14 protein-coding genes are annotated in these 15,521 nt (G+C 50.3%); 6 read left to right on the forward strand and 8 right to left on the reverse strand.

Features of this window, described 5'->3' with window-relative positions:
• The first annotated feature begins 25 nt into the window (after positions 1-25).
• Positions 26-361, forward strand: a complete 336-nt coding sequence (locus J7L64_06195; protein MCD6451932.1) for a hypothetical protein — start codon at positions 26-28, stop codon at positions 359-361.
• A 13-nt stretch (positions 362-374) separates the two neighbouring features.
• Here J7L64_06195 and J7L64_06200 read toward each other — a convergent pair whose 3' ends face one another.
• The 4 genes from J7L64_06200 to J7L64_06215 all read right to left on the reverse strand — a co-directional run bounded on the left by J7L64_06200 (position 375) and on the right by J7L64_06215 (position 6,599).
• Complete coding sequence (locus tag J7L64_06200; GenBank protein ID MCD6451933.1) at positions 375-2,477, reverse strand: M28 family peptidase; 2,103 nt, start codon at positions 2,475-2,477, stop codon at positions 375-377.
• Positions 2,478-2,491: 14 nt separating this feature from the next.
• Positions 2,492-5,032: a hypothetical protein gene (locus J7L64_06205; protein MCD6451934.1), complete on the reverse strand. Its 2,541-nt coding sequence runs from the start codon at positions 5,030-5,032 to the stop codon at positions 2,492-2,494.
• 51 nt (positions 5,033-5,083) lie between these two features.
• On the reverse strand, positions 5,084-5,374 hold the full coding sequence (locus J7L64_06210; GenBank protein ID MCD6451935.1) for a hypothetical protein: 291 nt from the start codon (positions 5,372-5,374) through the stop codon (positions 5,084-5,086).
• A 283-nt stretch (positions 5,375-5,657) separates the two neighbouring features.
• Entirely contained in the window at positions 5,658-6,599 is a 942-nt protein-coding gene (locus J7L64_06215) for a tetratricopeptide repeat protein (GenBank protein ID MCD6451936.1), read from the reverse strand.
• A 171-nt stretch (positions 6,600-6,770) separates the two neighbouring features.
• On the opposite strand from J7L64_06215, the gene J7L64_06220 reads away from it, so the two are divergent.
• Both J7L64_06220 and J7L64_06225 read left to right on the forward strand, forming a co-directional pair.
• Positions 6,771-7,937: an MFS transporter gene (locus tag J7L64_06220; protein ID MCD6451937.1), complete on the forward strand. Its 1,167-nt coding sequence runs from the start codon at positions 6,771-6,773 to the stop codon at positions 7,935-7,937.
• 1 nt (position 7,938) lies between these two features.
• Positions 7,939-9,927, forward strand: coding sequence for a S9 family peptidase (locus J7L64_06225; protein ID MCD6451938.1), 1,989 nt, complete (start codon positions 7,939-7,941; stop codon positions 9,925-9,927).
• Here the strand turns inward: J7L64_06225 and J7L64_06230 are convergent.
• The 3 genes from J7L64_06230 to J7L64_06240 all read right to left on the reverse strand — a co-directional run bounded on the left by J7L64_06230 (position 9,924) and on the right by J7L64_06240 (position 12,785).
• On the reverse strand, positions 9,924-10,538 hold the full coding sequence (locus tag J7L64_06230; protein ID MCD6451939.1) for a hypothetical protein: 615 nt from the start codon (positions 10,536-10,538) through the stop codon (positions 9,924-9,926). The two genes, J7L64_06225 and J7L64_06230, sit on opposite strands and share 4 nt — an antisense overlap.
• 244 nt (positions 10,539-10,782) lie before the next feature.
• Positions 10,783-12,138 (reverse strand): glycosyltransferase family 2 protein, encoded by a 1,356-nt coding sequence (locus J7L64_06235; GenBank protein ID MCD6451940.1) that lies wholly within the window; start codon positions 12,136-12,138, stop codon positions 10,783-10,785.
• A gap of 125 nt (positions 12,139-12,263) precedes the next feature.
• The gene (locus J7L64_06240; GenBank protein MCD6451941.1) at positions 12,264-12,785 is read right to left on the reverse strand and encodes a nitroreductase family protein; all 522 of its coding nucleotides are present in this window, start codon (positions 12,783-12,785) and stop codon (positions 12,264-12,266) included.
• A gap of 143 nt (positions 12,786-12,928) precedes the next feature.
• Between J7L64_06240 and J7L64_06245 the strand changes: the two genes are divergently transcribed.
• Complete coding sequence (locus tag J7L64_06245) at positions 12,929-13,561, forward strand: histidine phosphatase family protein (GenBank protein ID MCD6451942.1); 633 nt, start codon at positions 12,929-12,931, stop codon at positions 13,559-13,561.
• Positions 13,562-13,949: 388 nt separating this feature from the next.
• On the opposite strand, the gene J7L64_06250 is transcribed toward J7L64_06245, so the two are convergent.
• Positions 13,950-14,141: a hypothetical protein gene (locus J7L64_06250; protein MCD6451943.1), complete on the reverse strand. Its 192-nt coding sequence runs from the start codon at positions 14,139-14,141 to the stop codon at positions 13,950-13,952.
• A gap of 160 nt (positions 14,142-14,301) precedes the next feature.
• Between J7L64_06250 and J7L64_06255 the strand changes: the two genes are divergently transcribed.
• Both J7L64_06255 and J7L64_06260 read left to right on the forward strand, forming a co-directional pair.
• Complete coding sequence (locus J7L64_06255) at positions 14,302-14,490, forward strand: hypothetical protein (GenBank protein ID MCD6451944.1); 189 nt, start codon at positions 14,302-14,304, stop codon at positions 14,488-14,490.
• A 292-nt stretch (positions 14,491-14,782) separates the two neighbouring features.
• On the forward strand, positions 14,783-15,517 hold the full coding sequence (locus tag J7L64_06260; GenBank protein MCD6451945.1) for a hypothetical protein: 735 nt from the start codon (positions 14,783-14,785) through the stop codon (positions 15,515-15,517).
• Positions 15,518-15,521 lie beyond the last annotated feature (4 nt).

Below are 15,521 nucleotides of genomic sequence, written 5' to 3' on the forward strand. Positions count from 1 at the left end.
CCTTTAGTATAGGGAGGGAAGGTAGATGAAGAAGGGAGTAAAGTTTATCTTTCTAACCGTCCCTCTTGTTTTTCTTGTTGCTGGGTTATCGTTTGGGCAATACCCCGAGTTTAGCTTTGGGAAGAAGGCGGTCGAGGAAACCGCTGTAGCGACCTCCTATGGGATATTGAAATCCTCCTTCATTTCGAGTAAGGGTAGATATTACATCTTGTGGGAACTTCGGGGAGGGGATGAAAACTATTCTCTACTCCTTCGCGTATCCGAGGATGATTGGTATGTGAGGATAAGAGCAGGAAGGGTTAAAGCCAAGCTACACTTAGAAAAAAAGGGGTGCCTTAAGAAGGCACCCCTTATTTTTTAGCCCTATTCCTCTGCTACTTCTTTTTTTCTATGGTCACGAATTTCGCCTTCTCGAGGAGTTTGATGTACTTTGTTACCTCGGCGAGTGGTACTGGCTCATATTCTGCAGAGACCGCATTTCGGATGTCGAGGATGCTCCTCTTTCCATTGATGAAGTTTCTTATCTCAAATGTCGCCATCCTCGGAAGCCTGAGCTGGGGCATCTTTCCTATCCTCATATAGAAGAGGAAGGAGTCGAAATAGCCCTCGAAGTCCTTTGTTCTCTTAGGTATCAACCGCGCCGCCTTTCTCTCCTCGAGGCTTAGCTTCGGCAGGATCGGCTTCATCCCGAACCTGACTGCTAAGGAGCGATATAAAGCGAAGAGATCCCTCCGCGCTATCCTCTCCCGGGCGGTAAGGTTCCTCGAGAGAGAGTTGATTAGGGACGATACCTTGGGGCTGTTCTTGGCGAAGAAGGAGACTGAGGCGATGGTTTCTTTCTCCCTGAGGACGGATTGATGCACGATGTTGACCGCTTCCTTATAGTTGGTGGCAAGTTCCTCCTTTTTGCTCTTTGCCAGGAGCATCGTTGCCCTTTTCATATCGCAAGCGATGCGGGAAAGCCCCTGGGAGAGGATGTAGGGGGCGAGGGCGAGCGCTTCTTTCTCCCCCGCATTCGCAAGGAAGAGGGCGGAAACGGTGGAGAGGAAGCAAACCCTTCTCAGCTGGGTGGAATCCGATTTATCCGGACGATCGCGATCGGTATGGTACCACATATCGGGCCAAACGATGAGCATCACGCCGGGGATCCCCACCCCTCCATCGTCGAATACCGCATGATCGCTCGCTCCAAAGTAACGATCGATGCTGTAATAGAAGGTATCACGGCTTCCATGGGGGGAGTATATCGGATTGAGGATCCCATGGGGTCTTCCCTCGATATCATCACGGTTGGTCATCCCCACATATTCGATTGCATTCGCCACCACATCGTTCAGGAAGCTGGGACGGGACCAGGGGGTGCACTTGAGCCGGAAGATGCCGTTGTTCATCCTCAGTCCTTCCCCCACCATATCCTCATTGATCACCGCAAACGCTCGCTTAAGGAGTTCCGGATGTTTCTTGATGTAGGCGATGGTTCCGGAGAACTCGTTTATCCAGAGGAAGCGGATAGAGCGCTTCGGAGGAGGTATCTTCCCCTCACGGACGAGCTTGGTTATCGTCCGCGCCACCTCGAGGATAGCAACGCTTCCCGAGATGTTGTCGTTCGCCCCTTGTTTGGCGAATCCCTCGAAGAGATGGGCGGTGAACCATAGCTCCTCCTCAGGATGCTCAGTTCCCTTGATGAGGGCTACCACCACCTCGTTGTTTTCAGGATAACTGGTGGTTTTGCACTTGGCGTGGAGGGTTATCTTCACTCCCCGCTCAAGCATCCGCCTGAGCTCGTTCCCCATCCGGGAGGAGACGACGAAGGCGAAGGTACTGCTCATCCCTCCACCCCATCCTCCCAGCCAGTTCCAGCCGACCTCATCGGGGTCGTACTCAGGATGGGATGAGGAGAAGCAGATTATACCTGCTGCCTTGTACTTCACTATCCCCAGGCGGAGGGCGGAGAAGGGAGAGCCGTCAACGAGGAGAAGCTTTCCCGCTACATCCTTACCTTTATAGAACTCCTCCCTGTTTCCCGGTCCTACATAGATGAGCTCGGCAGTAACATCAGCGGAGGCGCTTCCCGGAGCGAGGCAGGCGGGGACATCATCGAGGCAGGTGAGCTTGACCAGCTTCGGCTTAACCATCCACAGCTCAGCGGAGACAGCATCCCAGGTTTTTCTCCCTTTGTTAGAGGGAAGCTTCTCTATTTTCCCTTCGATCCCATACTCCTTGAGCTTCTTCAGCATATATTCCGATTCGTAGAAATGGTTCAGGTATTCGGAAGCGGGGCGATTGTGATTGATGCCAGCGAGCATTATCTCGTTGTTTAAGGGGATCTCCCCTGAGACCTCGTTTAGGATTATCGGCACCAGCTTGTCCGGAATGAGGAGGGGCGGTGCTTCCCCTGCTCGCTTCTCCCCGTACGAAGGGATGAAAGCGGCGAGGGCGATGATTAGACCAATGACTATTACCCACTTCTTCCTCATTTCGTCAACCCTCCTTATTTAAGAGTGGAAAGATATATTGAGTTGAAGAGAAGACGGAAGGTGGCGTAAGCCTGTGCCCGATAGAGGACATCGAAGCCGATCAATACCACCTTTCCCTTCCCATAAGGAACGACCATCAGAGCAGATCTTTCTGCCAGGTGTCCCTCTCCAAGGATGAACCCGCTTGCCAATATATCCTTTGCCGGGTATCTTGCCACTGTCTCCCCTTTATCCCCTGAGAAAGCCTGGCTGAAGCGGAACATACAATAGGTCCTTCGCGGGGAACCGTATCCTATGGGATGGGTGTTGTCCACCTCGAGCCTGAGGATGGAGCCAGGGATAAAGAATTCCTTCGAGGAAAGCCCAGCTAAGGTATTTCTTACCGGTAGAGGGAAGTACTTGATGGGAAGCTCGGTAGCTGAACCCATAGCGATGAGGACACCCCCCTCCTCAACGAAGGAGGAAAGGGCTTTTATACCCTCATTGCCGATACCACCGGTGTACTTCGGAGGGTATTTCCCTTTAGGAAGCCCCTTTATTATCGTTTCTGCTCTTTGGTCCGGGAGGATGATGGCGTCGAACCTTGAGGCAAGTCCTCCTCTTCTTATATCCCTGTTGAAAATGCTCTTATAGGGGAACTCGAACTGCTCGAGGACGAACCGGGTCCAGCCCTCGGATATCGAGGGGACATAGCTTTTATATATCCCCACTCGAGGGGAAACCTCCCTCATCAGAGGCACTTTGGGAAGCCTTCTCAAGCGGTAAAAGGTGATGGGAAATTTTTCGCTCATTCTCGCTATATCCCCTGCTACTTTTTTCTCATTTTTTACAATGATGCTTCCCGGAGGGAGGCTCTCCTTTCCTATGACAAGTTTTCCTTTGGTACGGTAGATGGTTACCCCTTTTTTGAGCAGGCGGTTCATCACGATGAAACTTACATTCGTCTCCGGCGAGAAGGCGAAGTACCTGCCTCCTCTCCCAACTATTCTCCCTTTGGGTGGTTTTATCTTATCTACGAGAACAAGGTCGGCGGTAAAAGGCTTTTTCACCTCGACCGTCCTCACCCCCATAAGGAAGGGGAGGGTTTGAGCGGTGACATCATAGGGTCTTTTCGGCGGTCCTCCTGGATACTGGGGGATGTAGGGGTAATGTTGCACCTCGAGCAGGGTCTTGGCAAAGGAGCCGTAGGGCTGGGCAAGTCTTATCACATAGCTACCCGCGGGATAGCGTATCCCATCGGCGAGGAATGGGGAGATGGCTTTTTCCACTTCGACCATACCCATTCGGAGCACATTGAGCAATTTTGCGGTTGTTGCTGGGTCCTTTTGGCCTCGGGGGATTATGTAAGCGTAGGGTGGGACTTTTCTCGTAACCGCCCGTTTCCCTATGAGATAGAAATTCCTGAGCCAGCGGGTGCGGAAGTTCGCTGCATGGTTTAAGCAGGCGAAGGCAGCTATCTCTTCGTATTTGATGATGTCCCTGATATGCCATTCACCACCTTCCCAGGGAAGAGGGAACTTCCAGGATGATTGGAGGTAGTTCCTTCCCCCTCTTCCCCGTTTTAGCCTCTCCCTGGGGACGACTATTGGAGTAGCTATCCGCACACTGGCTAACTCCGAAAGGATGCGTACTCCAGCATGGTAATGCTGATAGGAGCGGGCTGGGGTCCAGGCATCGAATATGTCGTTGATGAGTACCCCCTTCTTCCCCTTTCCGATGAGCGCTGCCGCCATTGAGGTGCCGAGGTCGTTTATCTCCGCCACCAGGATGGGGTCCACATTGGGGTCGATCGGGTCGATAAACGGAGGGAGAAACATCCGGGCACCGGAGGAGCCCATCTGGTGCATATCGTAAACTATCTGAGGATGCCACACATTGTGGATCTTTCCCACAGTGAGCCTCGTTTCCTTCTGGCTGAAGAAGTACCAATCCCGGTTGTTATCGTGTCCCACATACTTGTGGTAGAGGAACGGAGGCGAGGTTCCTTCGTAAGGTGTTCCCAGGGTCTTTTTGTACCAGTTCACCACCAGCACCTGTCCGTCTGGGTTGAGCGAGGGGACGAGAAGTAGGATCACATTGTCGAGGATGTGGCGCACCTCGGGACTGTTCTCCGATGCCAAGCGATAGGCGAGCTTCATCGCCAATTGAGTGCTCGCTATCTCGGTAGAGTGGATGGTGCAGGTGATGAGGACGATCGTTTTTCCTTCTCGGATAAGTTTTTCTGCTTCCTTTTTACCTATCGTTCTGGGGTCGGCGAGTTTCTCCTGGATTCTCCGATAATAATCGAGATTGGCGATCGTTTTCGGGGAGGATATGATAGCCAAGATGAACGGATTTCCCTCGGTGGTTTTTCCCAACTCCATTACCTTCACTCGGTCCGACGCTTTGTCCAGGAGATTGAAGTACTTAACCACCTGGTTCCATTCCGGTAGTTTCCTGTCCTCGCCAATGGTGAAGCCGATTACCTCGCTCGGCTTCGGAACCTGAGCAAGACTGATAAGTGAAATTCCAAAGACGATAAAAAGTAGGAATGACAAAACACCTTTTCTTTCCATCCTTCCCTCTCTAAATGGTTATTGGGTTATAAGCACCCTTATTACCAAGAACTACATTTTAAATCTATAACTGAATTTTGCCAAGAGGATATCGCCCTGAGGGACGATGGAAACGCCCCAGGGTTCGTTGAGATAGTCCAAATAGGGGACAAGGGAATGGTTTTGGATCCAGACAAAGGAGAAAACAGACCCTGGTTTATACTTGAAGAGCGGAGTAACGGTGCTATACTTGGGTGGGGGTTTGTTCTCCTTATAGAGCGTTTCTCCATTTGCTTCCACCTCAGCATGCTTCTGGGAGGTGAGGGCGCTTATGATCCCAATATCCCAGCCACCACTGATCATTCCTTATAATCTTAGCGGCTGCCAAGATGGTTGTTTGCGCAGGAAAGTCGGTATATCTTTCGTCCGGGAAATAGCCCTGGGGTGCCTTCCCTATGCGACGGCTGTAGAAGAAGATGCTCTTTCCCCTTAACATTCCAATACCTGGTAGCGCCCTTATTCCCCAGCTGGAATATACTTCCCCTATCGATGAAAAAGAGCCTTTCTTCATATGATGATCCCTTGAAAAGGCAATAAAATCCCCCCTTTTCCCTATAGGGGAGAAATTAAGAAAGAGTTGGTTTGTTTATTTGTTGGGTGGTTGATCCTTAAACTGCTCTAAAAGCTGTTTCGCCACCGGAGCATCGGGACCATCAGGAGCGACCTCAAGATATTTCTTGAAATAGGTTACCGCTTTCGGGATGTCGTTTTTGTTCAAGTAGGCATAACCGAGCTTGATTATTGCGGGAGGCCAGTCTGGCTTTAACTCGAGCGCCTTCTGGTAGTTTTCGATGGCGTCGTCCACTGCGCCAGCGTTGAAGTAGATCTCAGCCAGATTGTAAAAGACAACGGGATCGTTGGGGCTTTGAGCGGTTACCTTTTCAAAGTATTCCTTCGCTTTATCCAGGTGTCCCTCCTTGGCGTAGCATTCACCGAGGTTGGTCAGTGCCTGGACTGAAGTGGGTTCATATTTCAGAACCTCTTTGTATTCGGCTATTGCCTCCTCATACTTGTTAAGCTTCCGATAGCAGTTGCCGATGTTGATATGAGTTTGGTAAAGGGTGGGGTTCTTCTCCAAAAATTTCTGAAAACCGGCTAACGCTTCATCGTACTTTCCCGCATTATAGGCTTCGAGAGCGGTATCGAATATCTTCTTGGAACCAGGAGCAAGGGCAGCCTTGCCTGGCTCACCCTTTTTGAGGGTGAATGTGATCAAGGGGTTTCTTGCAAGCTGGGTAAGGCGTACGAGTTTGGTTTTGGGGGCATAACCCGGGGCGGAGGCGGTTATCTTCCACATCCCACCGGAGAACCCCATTATCGCCCATTCTCCATTTTTATCGCTCACTGCACTAAAGGTGGCGGTGAACTCGTCGCTGACCATAGTTATGTTGGCACCTACGATCGGCTTTCCCTTCTCATCGAGAACCTTTCCCCTGACCCTTCCCGTGCCTCTTCCTTCCTGAGCCGCTACACTAAGTGCACCAAGTACGATGATGGCTATCGCAAGGAAAATTACGCTTTTCTTCATCGACACATCCTCCTTAAAAATTTCAAGCTCCTTTTAATTGTGCTCCTCCGGCGGGTTTTTGTCAAGGAGTAGAGAGGGAATTCCGTCTTAAAAAGGTAGGGCTGATGCTTAGAGATTGAAACGGTCTCCTGTTTCAGGTATTTTAAGAGGATAAATGGTTGAGGTGATACCTTGGAACAGCGGGCTTTTTCTATATTAGGGTTATCCATATTCACCTCGATGATTGGTATCGGTTTAATCTCACCCCTTCTCCCCATCTATGCGGTGAAGCTTGGGGCGAGTGGGTTCCTCATCGGGGTGATCTTCTCCGGTTTCTCCATCTCCCGGGCGATATTCCTCCCCATAATCGGTTCTGCCTCCGACCGGGTTGGGAGGAAGATGTTCATCGCTCTGGGGCTCTTCATCTATAGTTTGGTGTCATTGGGTTATGTGATCGCTGAGAGTGGAGAGGCGCTCGCCTTAGTCCGTTTCCTTCAGGGTTTCGCTGCGGCGATGGTCGTTCCCATCTCTATGGCTTATGTGGGAGATATGGCAAAGAGGGGGAAGGAGGGGGCTCTTATGGGGAGGATGAACCTCTTCCTTTTTGCCGGTTTTGGCTTTGGACCATTGATGGGCGGGGTGGTAGCCCATCTCTTCGGCTTCAGGATGGATTTTTATCTGATGGGAGGGTTATCCTTCTTCGCTTTCCTCCTCGTTCTCTTCTTTCTTCCCGAACTCGGCTATCATAAAAAGGTGGAGAGGAGCCATCTTTCTTATAGGAAATTACTCATCCATCCTACGATCCAAGGGGTGATGGCATTTCGCTTCACCAACTCGATCGCCCGGGGGATCGTTGCCTCCTTTCTCCCCATCTTTGCTAGCAGAAGGGCGGGAGTGGCGGAGATGGGGATTGGTGTTCTGGTAGCGGTGAACATACTTCTTACCTCGTTTCTTCAGGATTACTTCGGGAGATTATGCGACAGGAAATCACGGAAGAAGCTCGTCTTTATCGGGGCTTCGCTTGTTTCTTTAGCTCTCTTTCTTCTCCCTTTAGCCCATACCTTCCTTACCCTGTTTCTCGTAAGCGTTGTTTTCGGTGTTGCTTCAGCGATCGCCCTTCCCGCGGCTACCGCGATGATGGTAGAGCCGGGGAGGAAGCAGGGGATGGGACAATCGATGTCCCTGTTCAATTTGGCGATGAGCCTCGGTTTGGCAAGCGGTCCCCTCATTGGAGGGAAGCTCCTTGATTCTTACAATATCTCCGCCCCCTTCCTATTTGCTGGGGTGGTGAGCATTTTAGGAACTTGGCTCTTTCTCAAACTTGTAAAGAGGAGTGTAGGGATATCTTTGGGAGGGTAAAATGAAAAGGCGATTTCTTTTCTCGTTTCTTTTAGTTAGTGTTGTCTTCTTCTCCCTCTCCGGATTATCTGAGGAGAAGAAGACGATCACCATCGAGGAGATGGTGGGGGTGAAGACGATAAGTTCCTTAGCATTTTCCCCTGAGGGTGAGAGCGCGGTCTTTGTTTTAAATCGGGTCAATTTTGCCAAGAACCACTACAACCCCGATCTCTACCTCATAAGGTTCAAGAAAAACGAGATTATAAGGTTGACCACCTCGGAGAAACGGGACAGTTCCCCCAAGTGGTCACCGGAAGGGGGGCTTATCGCCTTCCTCTCAAACAGGGTAGGAAAGAAGAATCAGATATTCCTCATCAGGGATGATGGAGGGGAGGCCTGGCAGTTGACCAAGGAGAAGGAAGGGGTGATCAGCTTCTCCTGGCTATCTGGAGACACCATCGTCTATACCACTCGGGAGCCCCTTCCGAAGAAGGAACGGGAGAGGAGGGAAAAGGAGAAAAAGAAGGGGTTTGATGCCCGGGTGGTGGGAAAGGACAAAAGGAAGATCCTGTTTTTCAGCATCGATGTGAAATCGGGAAAGAAGAGGAAGATAACCACCGCTGACTACGGGGTAGGGGAGATAGTCGCTTCGCCGAAGGGTGATTTGGTCGCTTATACCACTAACTATACCGGAGATAGGGATGATTATTTGAACTACGATATCTTCCTCCTTGATGTGAAGACAGGTAAGGCGAGAAAGCTTACCGGCTTTCCTGGTCCTGAGCGGATGCCCCGTTTTTCCCCTGATGGAAGGTTCATCGCCTACCTTGCCCCGGTTGATCCCACCTTTGCCGCCTCCATCGAGAGGATCTACATAATCCCGGTAGTTGGGGGTAAAGCGAGACCGCTCACCTCCTCCTTCGATCGGACGATAAGCAGATTCCGCTGGAGTGCTGATGGCAAGTTCATCTACTTTGAAGCACCACTTGGCACCGAGACCCATATCTTCCGCGTCCCCGCACCAGGGGGAAAGGTGGAGCGGATAACCAGGGGGAAGGCGAACTATTACGGCTTCGATATCGATCGGATGGCTAAGAGGATGCTCCTCGTTCGTGAGGATGAGAAAAGCCTTCCCGAGGTCTTCCTCCTGCCGCTTTCCGGAAAGGGAGCAGAGAGGAAGATCACCGCCCTGAACCTTGATCTTTCCAAGAGGAAGATAGGGAAGCAGGGGGTGATAAGCTGGCGCTCCTCGGACGGGCTTAAGATAGAAGGGGTCTTGGTCAAACCGGTGGACTATAAGCCGGGGGTGAGATACCCCCTTATCGTCATCGTCCATGGAGGACCTCATGGTAGGGTGCGGAATGTGTTTCGGGATAGGGGAATGCAGATATTTGCCGCTTCCGGTTATGCGGTTTTGGCTCCGAATTTCAGGGGGAGCTCGGGATATGGAAATAGGTTCGGCACCATCAACCGGGGCGATCTCGGCGGAGGCGATTTCCGCGACATTATGGCTGGAGTGGATAAGGTGATTGAGCTGGGGATCGCCGATCCTGATAGATTGGGGATAATGGGAGGAAGCTATGGCGGTTATATGACCAACTGGGCGATAACCCAGACCAAAAGGTTCAAAGCAGCGGTATCGATGTACGGCATCTTCAACTTCATCACCGATTTCTCCAATTCGAACATCCCCACCTTCGAGAAGGAGTATTTAGGTTACTATTACTGGGAGAAACTAGATCCTTATCTAAGGCGCTCTCCCTTCTATTATGTGAGGAACATTGAGACCCCGGTGCTCATCCTCCACGGGGACGCGGACGCTAATACCTTCATCAGCAACTCACTTGAGATGTACACCGCCCTGAAGAAGCTCAAGAAAAGGTTTGAATTTGTGAGATATCCCCGGGAGGGACATGGTATCTCCCGGGAGCCCGCTCATCGGATAGATGTATTAAGGCGTGCTCTTTCCTGGTTCGATAATTACCTTGAAAGGGAGAAAGTTGGCAATTAGCCTTCCTTCTGATGAAAGGGACAATGTTTTAGGTGACAAGTATCGCAGAGGGAGGGTTTTGTAGGATAGGGGTAGGGTTTCTTCATCAATCGTACCGCAAAAGAGAGCGACTTCCGGGGAGCCATTATCAGCCCTGGGGTCAGCATTACTTCGATTTTCTCCACCGGGAGAAAGGAGAAGATGATCCGCTGTTGTTCAAGCTCCCATTTACCATAGCCTGGGCTTATCCTCGGGTAAGGGTGGAGGTGAGCAATATCCTCTCGATGGCAGATATGGGCGTTGGTGTAGTCAGCTGTCCGCTCCAATGCTTCGGAACCGAGAGCATCAAGAATGAGGGTTTCGAGCATCCTACCCTTCTCCGAAAGCTTGGTTATCTCCTCATCGAGTTTCTCCCCTACGGTGCAGATGGCGAGGCCAATTACCTCTGTTTCCCGGAAGAGGGTATGTTTTGGGTACTCCTTTTTAGGTATGAGGCGATAGACCGCCCGGGGGAAGATTAGCTCCGAAGCTCTGGCTACCACCTCTTCCACCAATTTAAGCACCCGTGGGGGTGGTGTCTTGGCTCTCCGATAGCCGAGGAGGTGGAGGATGTCCCTCTCTTTTATCTCCATAGGGAAATCAGCTAAAATAACGGGTGAGGTGTCCATCATATTTGGTAATCAGTTGTTCTTCTTCAGGTAAATACCTCCCTCTGAAGGAGGTTCCATTATCTTTATATCGACATACCGAGGTAAAAATTTATAGTTTAGACCAAAAAACAGCAAAAGCGAGCTTTCTTGCTTGGATACCGTACTTCAGGGGGAAGATATCCTTGATTTTTTTTTTAAAATATCTCTCTTTTATATTCAACAGAGCTCATCTGGTAAGCCAGGAGGTGTCCCTGAAGGTGATTATCGCATAAGGAACGGTCCAGATAAGGACAAATACATGGAGATAGGGATAAAGCATCCCGAAGACAAAGTCAGTGTTTTTCTCGAACTTTATGTAAAGAAGGATATAGATGGAACCCATTATGCTTATCATAGCGAGAAAGCGAAGGATAAGGACGGGGTCGATAAAGAAATATCTCATCGAGTAGAAGAGAACATAGAACTGGAAGGGGATGAGGGTTACCGAAAGGACGAAATCGAATATAGGTAATATCCGGTTTCTGGGGCGATAGCGCTTGAACATAAAGGTGGCGAAAATAATGCTCTCCCTAATGAAGCTCTTGTGCCATCTGGTTAACATCTTGGCGAGCTTCTTCAGGTTGTTGGGCACTGTGGTATAGACCACCGCGGTCTTCTGATAAACGGTGTCGTACCCTGAGCGAAGGACGAAGTTGGTGAGGGAACGATCATCCCCATAGGTGCACCGTTGGTTTAAGAATATCTGGTTCACCCAAGGCTCGAGTATCTTATCGATCACCGTCTTCCGGTAGGCGGAGAGCACGCCGGAACAGCAGAAGACCGTTCTAAAGGCAGAGCGGGAGGCACGGAAGAATTCAAAAGCCAAGGTATAGCGGACGGCGAGCATCCTGGTTAAGAGATTTTCCGTTTTGTTATATACCTTTACCTTGGCGGTGGCAGCGCCCACCCTGGGATCATCGAAGGGGGCGACAATCGCCCTCAAGGCGTCCTTCTCCATCACGCTGTCGGAGTCCATAGTGACGATGATATCGCCCTTAGCGATCCTCATTCCCGCAGCAAGTGCCTCCCTCTTTCCTTTGTTCTCTTTGAACCTTATCGTCTTCACCAGATCGGGATAGCGTTTTCTCGCCCGGTCGATGTAATACCAGGTGTCGTCCTTGGAGGCATCATCGATGCAGATTATCTCCTTTAGCTCCTTGGGGTAATCGGCGGCGACAGCGGAGAGGATCGATTTCTCCACCATCTCCCCTTCGTTGTAAGCGGGGATTACCACCGTCACTCGGGGAAGTCTCTTTTTCTCCTTTATGGGGAAGGAACGGTAACGGAAGCAGAGGAAGGCGCGGTAAGGGAGATGTATCGCCACCATACAGGCGTAGAGGAATAGGGGAAGGGTGAAATAGCGTGGGACATAGCGAAGGTGATACCAATAGTCCGCCTTCTGAAATGAGCCAGTTACCACCGCAAGCAGGATAATGAGACTAATGAACATAAAAATAGAGAGCTTGAGGAGGTTCTCGTAGCTCCCCTCCTTTACCAGCTCTAACTTCTTTACCGTCGGTTCAGTGGTTAATCGATGATTCATTGCCCCCTTCTTCCTTTATATTCTTAAGGGGAAAATTAAGTGAGTTAAGGATTATCCTCTCATATGAACCCTTATATATAAGGAAACCCCCCTTGTCAAGGAATAAACAGATTTTTCCCTCATCTCTATCCTTCCACCTTATGGACGATCTCCTCGAGTCTTCTCCTTCTTGTAGGATGTGGCTCCTCCGCAGGATAACCCAGGGGAAGAATGATTATCGGCCGCTCCGTCCTTGGCAGGGAAAGGGCTTTTCCCACCTCCTCTTCATTGAAGGCACCGATCCATACGGTGGCGAGTCCCAAGGCGACAGCAGCGAGCTGAGCATAGCTGGCAGCAATGGTGGCGTCCTGAAGGCTGTAGAGTTCCGCTCCCCGCGAGCCGTACCGCGCTGCAGAACGTCTTCTATTGGCGGTGAAGACGAGAACCACCGGGGCAGAGGCGATGAAAAGTTGTCCGTAGGCAGCATCAACGAGCTTTTCCTTCAACGCCTCGTCCCTAATTAGATAGATTTCGTAGGCTTGGAGGTTGCCCGCTGAAGGGGCAGCGTTTGCCGTCTCAAGGACCTTTGTCAGCTTATCCTCCTCCACCCCCTTGGCGAGAAACCTTCGCACAGAACATCTCTTAGCCACTACCTCGAAGAATTCCATCTCTCCCCCCTTAAGGAAAAACAATAGACCTTCTCTTTTTACCCAATATATACTCTTCCTGTCAAGATGGATAGTGGTTGTTTTTCCCCTTCGTTTTGTCGTAGAATTAAACTTCGATAAGTTATGAAGGAGGTTGGTTGGTAATGACGGTTACCATTTTCTTCCTTGTCCGCCACGGAGAGACCGAATTCAATCGACAGAAGAGGTTTATGGGTTGGATAGATGAACCCATAAATGAGGTTGGAAGGAAGCAGGTTGCTCTCCTCGGGAAACGGCTGGCGAATGAGGAGATAGATTTCTTTGCCAGCAGTCCCTTAAGACGAACAAAGGAGACGGTGGAGGCGATACTGGGACATCATCCTGGAGGAAGACTCGAGCTTTATCCCGAGCTCGGAGAGATAAGGCTTGGTCCTTGGGAGGGACTTACTTGGAAAGAGGTGGGAGAGAGATATCCCAAGGAGAAGGAGCTTTGGGAGACGGAGCCGGCTAAGGTTCATCTTCCCGGGCTTGAGACGGTGGATATGGTACGGGACCGGGTGGGGAGGAAGATCGATGAACTCCTCTCCACTCATAGAGGAGAGAGGATCCTCATCGCCACCCATGATATGGTGGTCCGACTCGCCATCTTCCATCTCTTGGAGATCGATAACAGACATTATCGGTCATTTCCGGTAATGAACGCCTCTTTATCCATCGTTCGGGTGAGGGAGAGGTTGAGAGAGCTCATCTTATTCAACGATACCTCCCACTTAGCTCCTTTAGGGAAAAATTTTTAGGGTTGACAGGAGAGGGTGAGTTGATATAACAATCTCCTCTTTTGTTTAATGGAGAAAGAGGAAAAAGGATATTGTAGTTTGAGACGGAGGACTCATGGAGTTTTTACTACCTTAAATTTTAGGTTTCCTCTCCTTTCAAGCCTCCAGGGATTTTAATCCATAAGAATTTTGAAAAAGAGGCTTTTTGTTGACAAACGGTTTTTGGGGGACTAAGAGAAGGGGGAATTTCGGGTGTAATTTATTGTAAAAAATGGAGTAATAGGAGGTGAGGCCCAAAGAGCAAAATAATTTAGGCGAGGAAGTAAATCCTTGTTTTAAAGGCTTAATAAATAAACCGATGTAATGAGGTGGTAAAAGATAACTTTTCAGAGACCCAATGCAAGCTTGGCTACGGGAACAAAGAACCGCATTCCTGATGTAGCTCCCATATCCGGTCTTTGTCCCGTTTGTTTGGGATGGCTGCCCCGGTGGCTGCGAGGTGTGAACCTCTTCGCTCCGGGGACGAGAGGTGCTCTATCCTCAGCCGTATTCTAAAGTGACCGCTGGTGCCACCAAGGATTATCCGGTAGATTACTCTCATCTCAATATCCAAGGGAATCGATAAGGGGATCAGGGAGGGCAAGTTTCCTCCTTCCGTCTCCAAGTACGGCAACAACATCGAGCAGATCTATGTCAAGGCTGCTGAGCTCAAGGCGAAGTACGGGAAGGACTTCGAGCGGCTACCCGTTGGTGCCATTGGAATGTATACCTACGCCGATCGGCTGGCTACCGGTCTCAGGCAGTTGATGGCTGGTGCTCGGAAGTTCACCTTGGATAGCATAGGGCGTGATGATCTCATCGCCCTTACCAAGGAGGCTGCCGAGGTCACTGGTATCCCCTATGTGAGGGAACACGATTTGGAAGAGGTGGACAAGATCCTCGGGGTGTAATTTCTTCCCGAACTTTTGGGGCTCGGGTGGCTTCTTTACCCGAGCCCCCATTTTCCTTAGCCGATCCCCTCCTTCCCCTTCCCAGAGAGGGGGAGGTTTCTTTTGTCCCATTGAAATAAAATCTTGACCTTTTCTTCATTAAGGGATATAAAATAAGGTTCCGTTTTCTACTTTTTGCCCAATCATCAGGGTGAGCGATGGGCTTTCGAAAGAAGAGGAGGTTCTATCTCTGTGTTTTTCAGCTGAGGCACTTAAGGAGATGGTTTTTGATCCTGAAGGGGAGGAGAGTTCAATGGAGAAAAAGGTAGTCGTTTTTGCCCCTACTTGGGGAATAGGGAAGAGGGAAAAGTTCCCCTCATCGGTGGAGCTTTGGCTTGAGGATACAATGGCAGAGCTTCCTCCTGCCTCTCTTCTTGAGCCATTTCTCAGGGGAGTAGATGGTATCTTTTTGGGGGATGTGTTGTCAACTGAAGACCCTGAAGGGAAGAGAAGCGAAGGCTTGGCTGATCTTATCTCTGCAGTTATCTCTTGGTTGGGGATATCTCCCCTTAGGTTCTTCTTCTGTCAAGTTTCTCGTAAGGGTGGGGAGAAGGTCGATCGGTTCGTTATGGATTTTTTGGAGAGGATTGAACCTCTCCCTTCGCTTTTTGAGGAGATTTCTGAGGAGAGGCTCAAGAGGAAGATCGAGGCGGCGAAAAAAGGGCTTTCTGCACGGAAGCTCCCCTTCCTTTTAGGAAAACGGGATGAGCTTTCAGAAAAGGGCAATCTCTTTGGTGAGCGATTCACCCAACTCGAGCTCAAACGGATGTTTTATAGCGTCATCTCTGATGAGCTTACCGCTTTCGAGCTTCTCTCCTTATTGGCGGAGAGGGCGTATTCTGTTCCCGAACTGGCTAAGCTCACCGCTTTACCCCGCCCCCAGGTTTTGGGGCAGCTCTCTAATCTAAGAAGGCTAAACCAGGTTGATATAGTTGAGATAGAGGGTACTACCCCGAAGTGGGGTAGAAAAGGGATTAACCGGAAGTAGGAGG

This window comes from Acidobacteriota bacterium, from assembly GCA_021161905.1.
Classification (GTDB): domain Bacteria; phylum Acidobacteriota; class B3-B38; order Guanabaribacteriales; family JAGGZT01; genus JAGGZT01.

Coding starts and splice junctions, on each gene's coding strand:
- J7L64_06200 (MCD6451933.1), bottom strand. CDS start 2,477: ATGAGGAAGAAGTGGGTAATAGTCATTGGTCTAATCATCGCCCTCGCC.
- J7L64_06210 (MCD6451935.1), bottom strand. CDS start 5,374: ATGATCAGTGGTGGCTGGGATATTGGGATCATAAGCGCCCTCACCTCC.
- J7L64_06235 (MCD6451940.1), bottom strand. CDS start 12,138: ATGAATCATCGATTAACCACTGAACCGACGGTAAAGAAGTTAGAGCTG.
- J7L64_06230 (MCD6451939.1), bottom strand. CDS start 10,538: ATGGAGATAAAAGAGAGGGACATCCTCCACCTCCTCGGCTATCGGAGA.
- J7L64_06240 (MCD6451941.1), bottom strand. CDS start 12,785: ATGGAATTCTTCGAGGTAGTGGCTAAGAGATGTTCTGTGCGAAGGTTT.
- J7L64_06260 (MCD6451945.1), top strand. CDS start 14,783: ATGGAGAAAAAGGTAGTCGTTTTTGCCCCTACTTGGGGAATAGGGAAG.
- J7L64_06215 (MCD6451936.1), bottom strand. CDS start 6,599: ATGAAGAAAAGCGTAATTTTCCTTGCGATAGCCATCATCGTACTTGGT.
- J7L64_06225 (MCD6451938.1), top strand. CDS start 7,939: ATGAAAAGGCGATTTCTTTTCTCGTTTCTTTTAGTTAGTGTTGTCTTC.
- J7L64_06205 (MCD6451934.1), bottom strand. CDS start 5,032: ATGGAAAGAAAAGGTGTTTTGTCATTCCTACTTTTTATCGTCTTTGGA.
- J7L64_06245 (MCD6451942.1), top strand. CDS start 12,929: ATGACGGTTACCATTTTCTTCCTTGTCCGCCACGGAGAGACCGAATTC.
- J7L64_06255 (MCD6451944.1), top strand. CDS start 14,302: ATGTATACCTACGCCGATCGGCTGGCTACCGGTCTCAGGCAGTTGATG.
- J7L64_06195 (MCD6451932.1), top strand. CDS start 26: ATGAAGAAGGGAGTAAAGTTTATCTTTCTAACCGTCCCTCTTGTTTTT.
- J7L64_06250 (MCD6451943.1), bottom strand. CDS start 14,141: ATGAGAGTAATCTACCGGATAATCCTTGGTGGCACCAGCGGTCACTTT.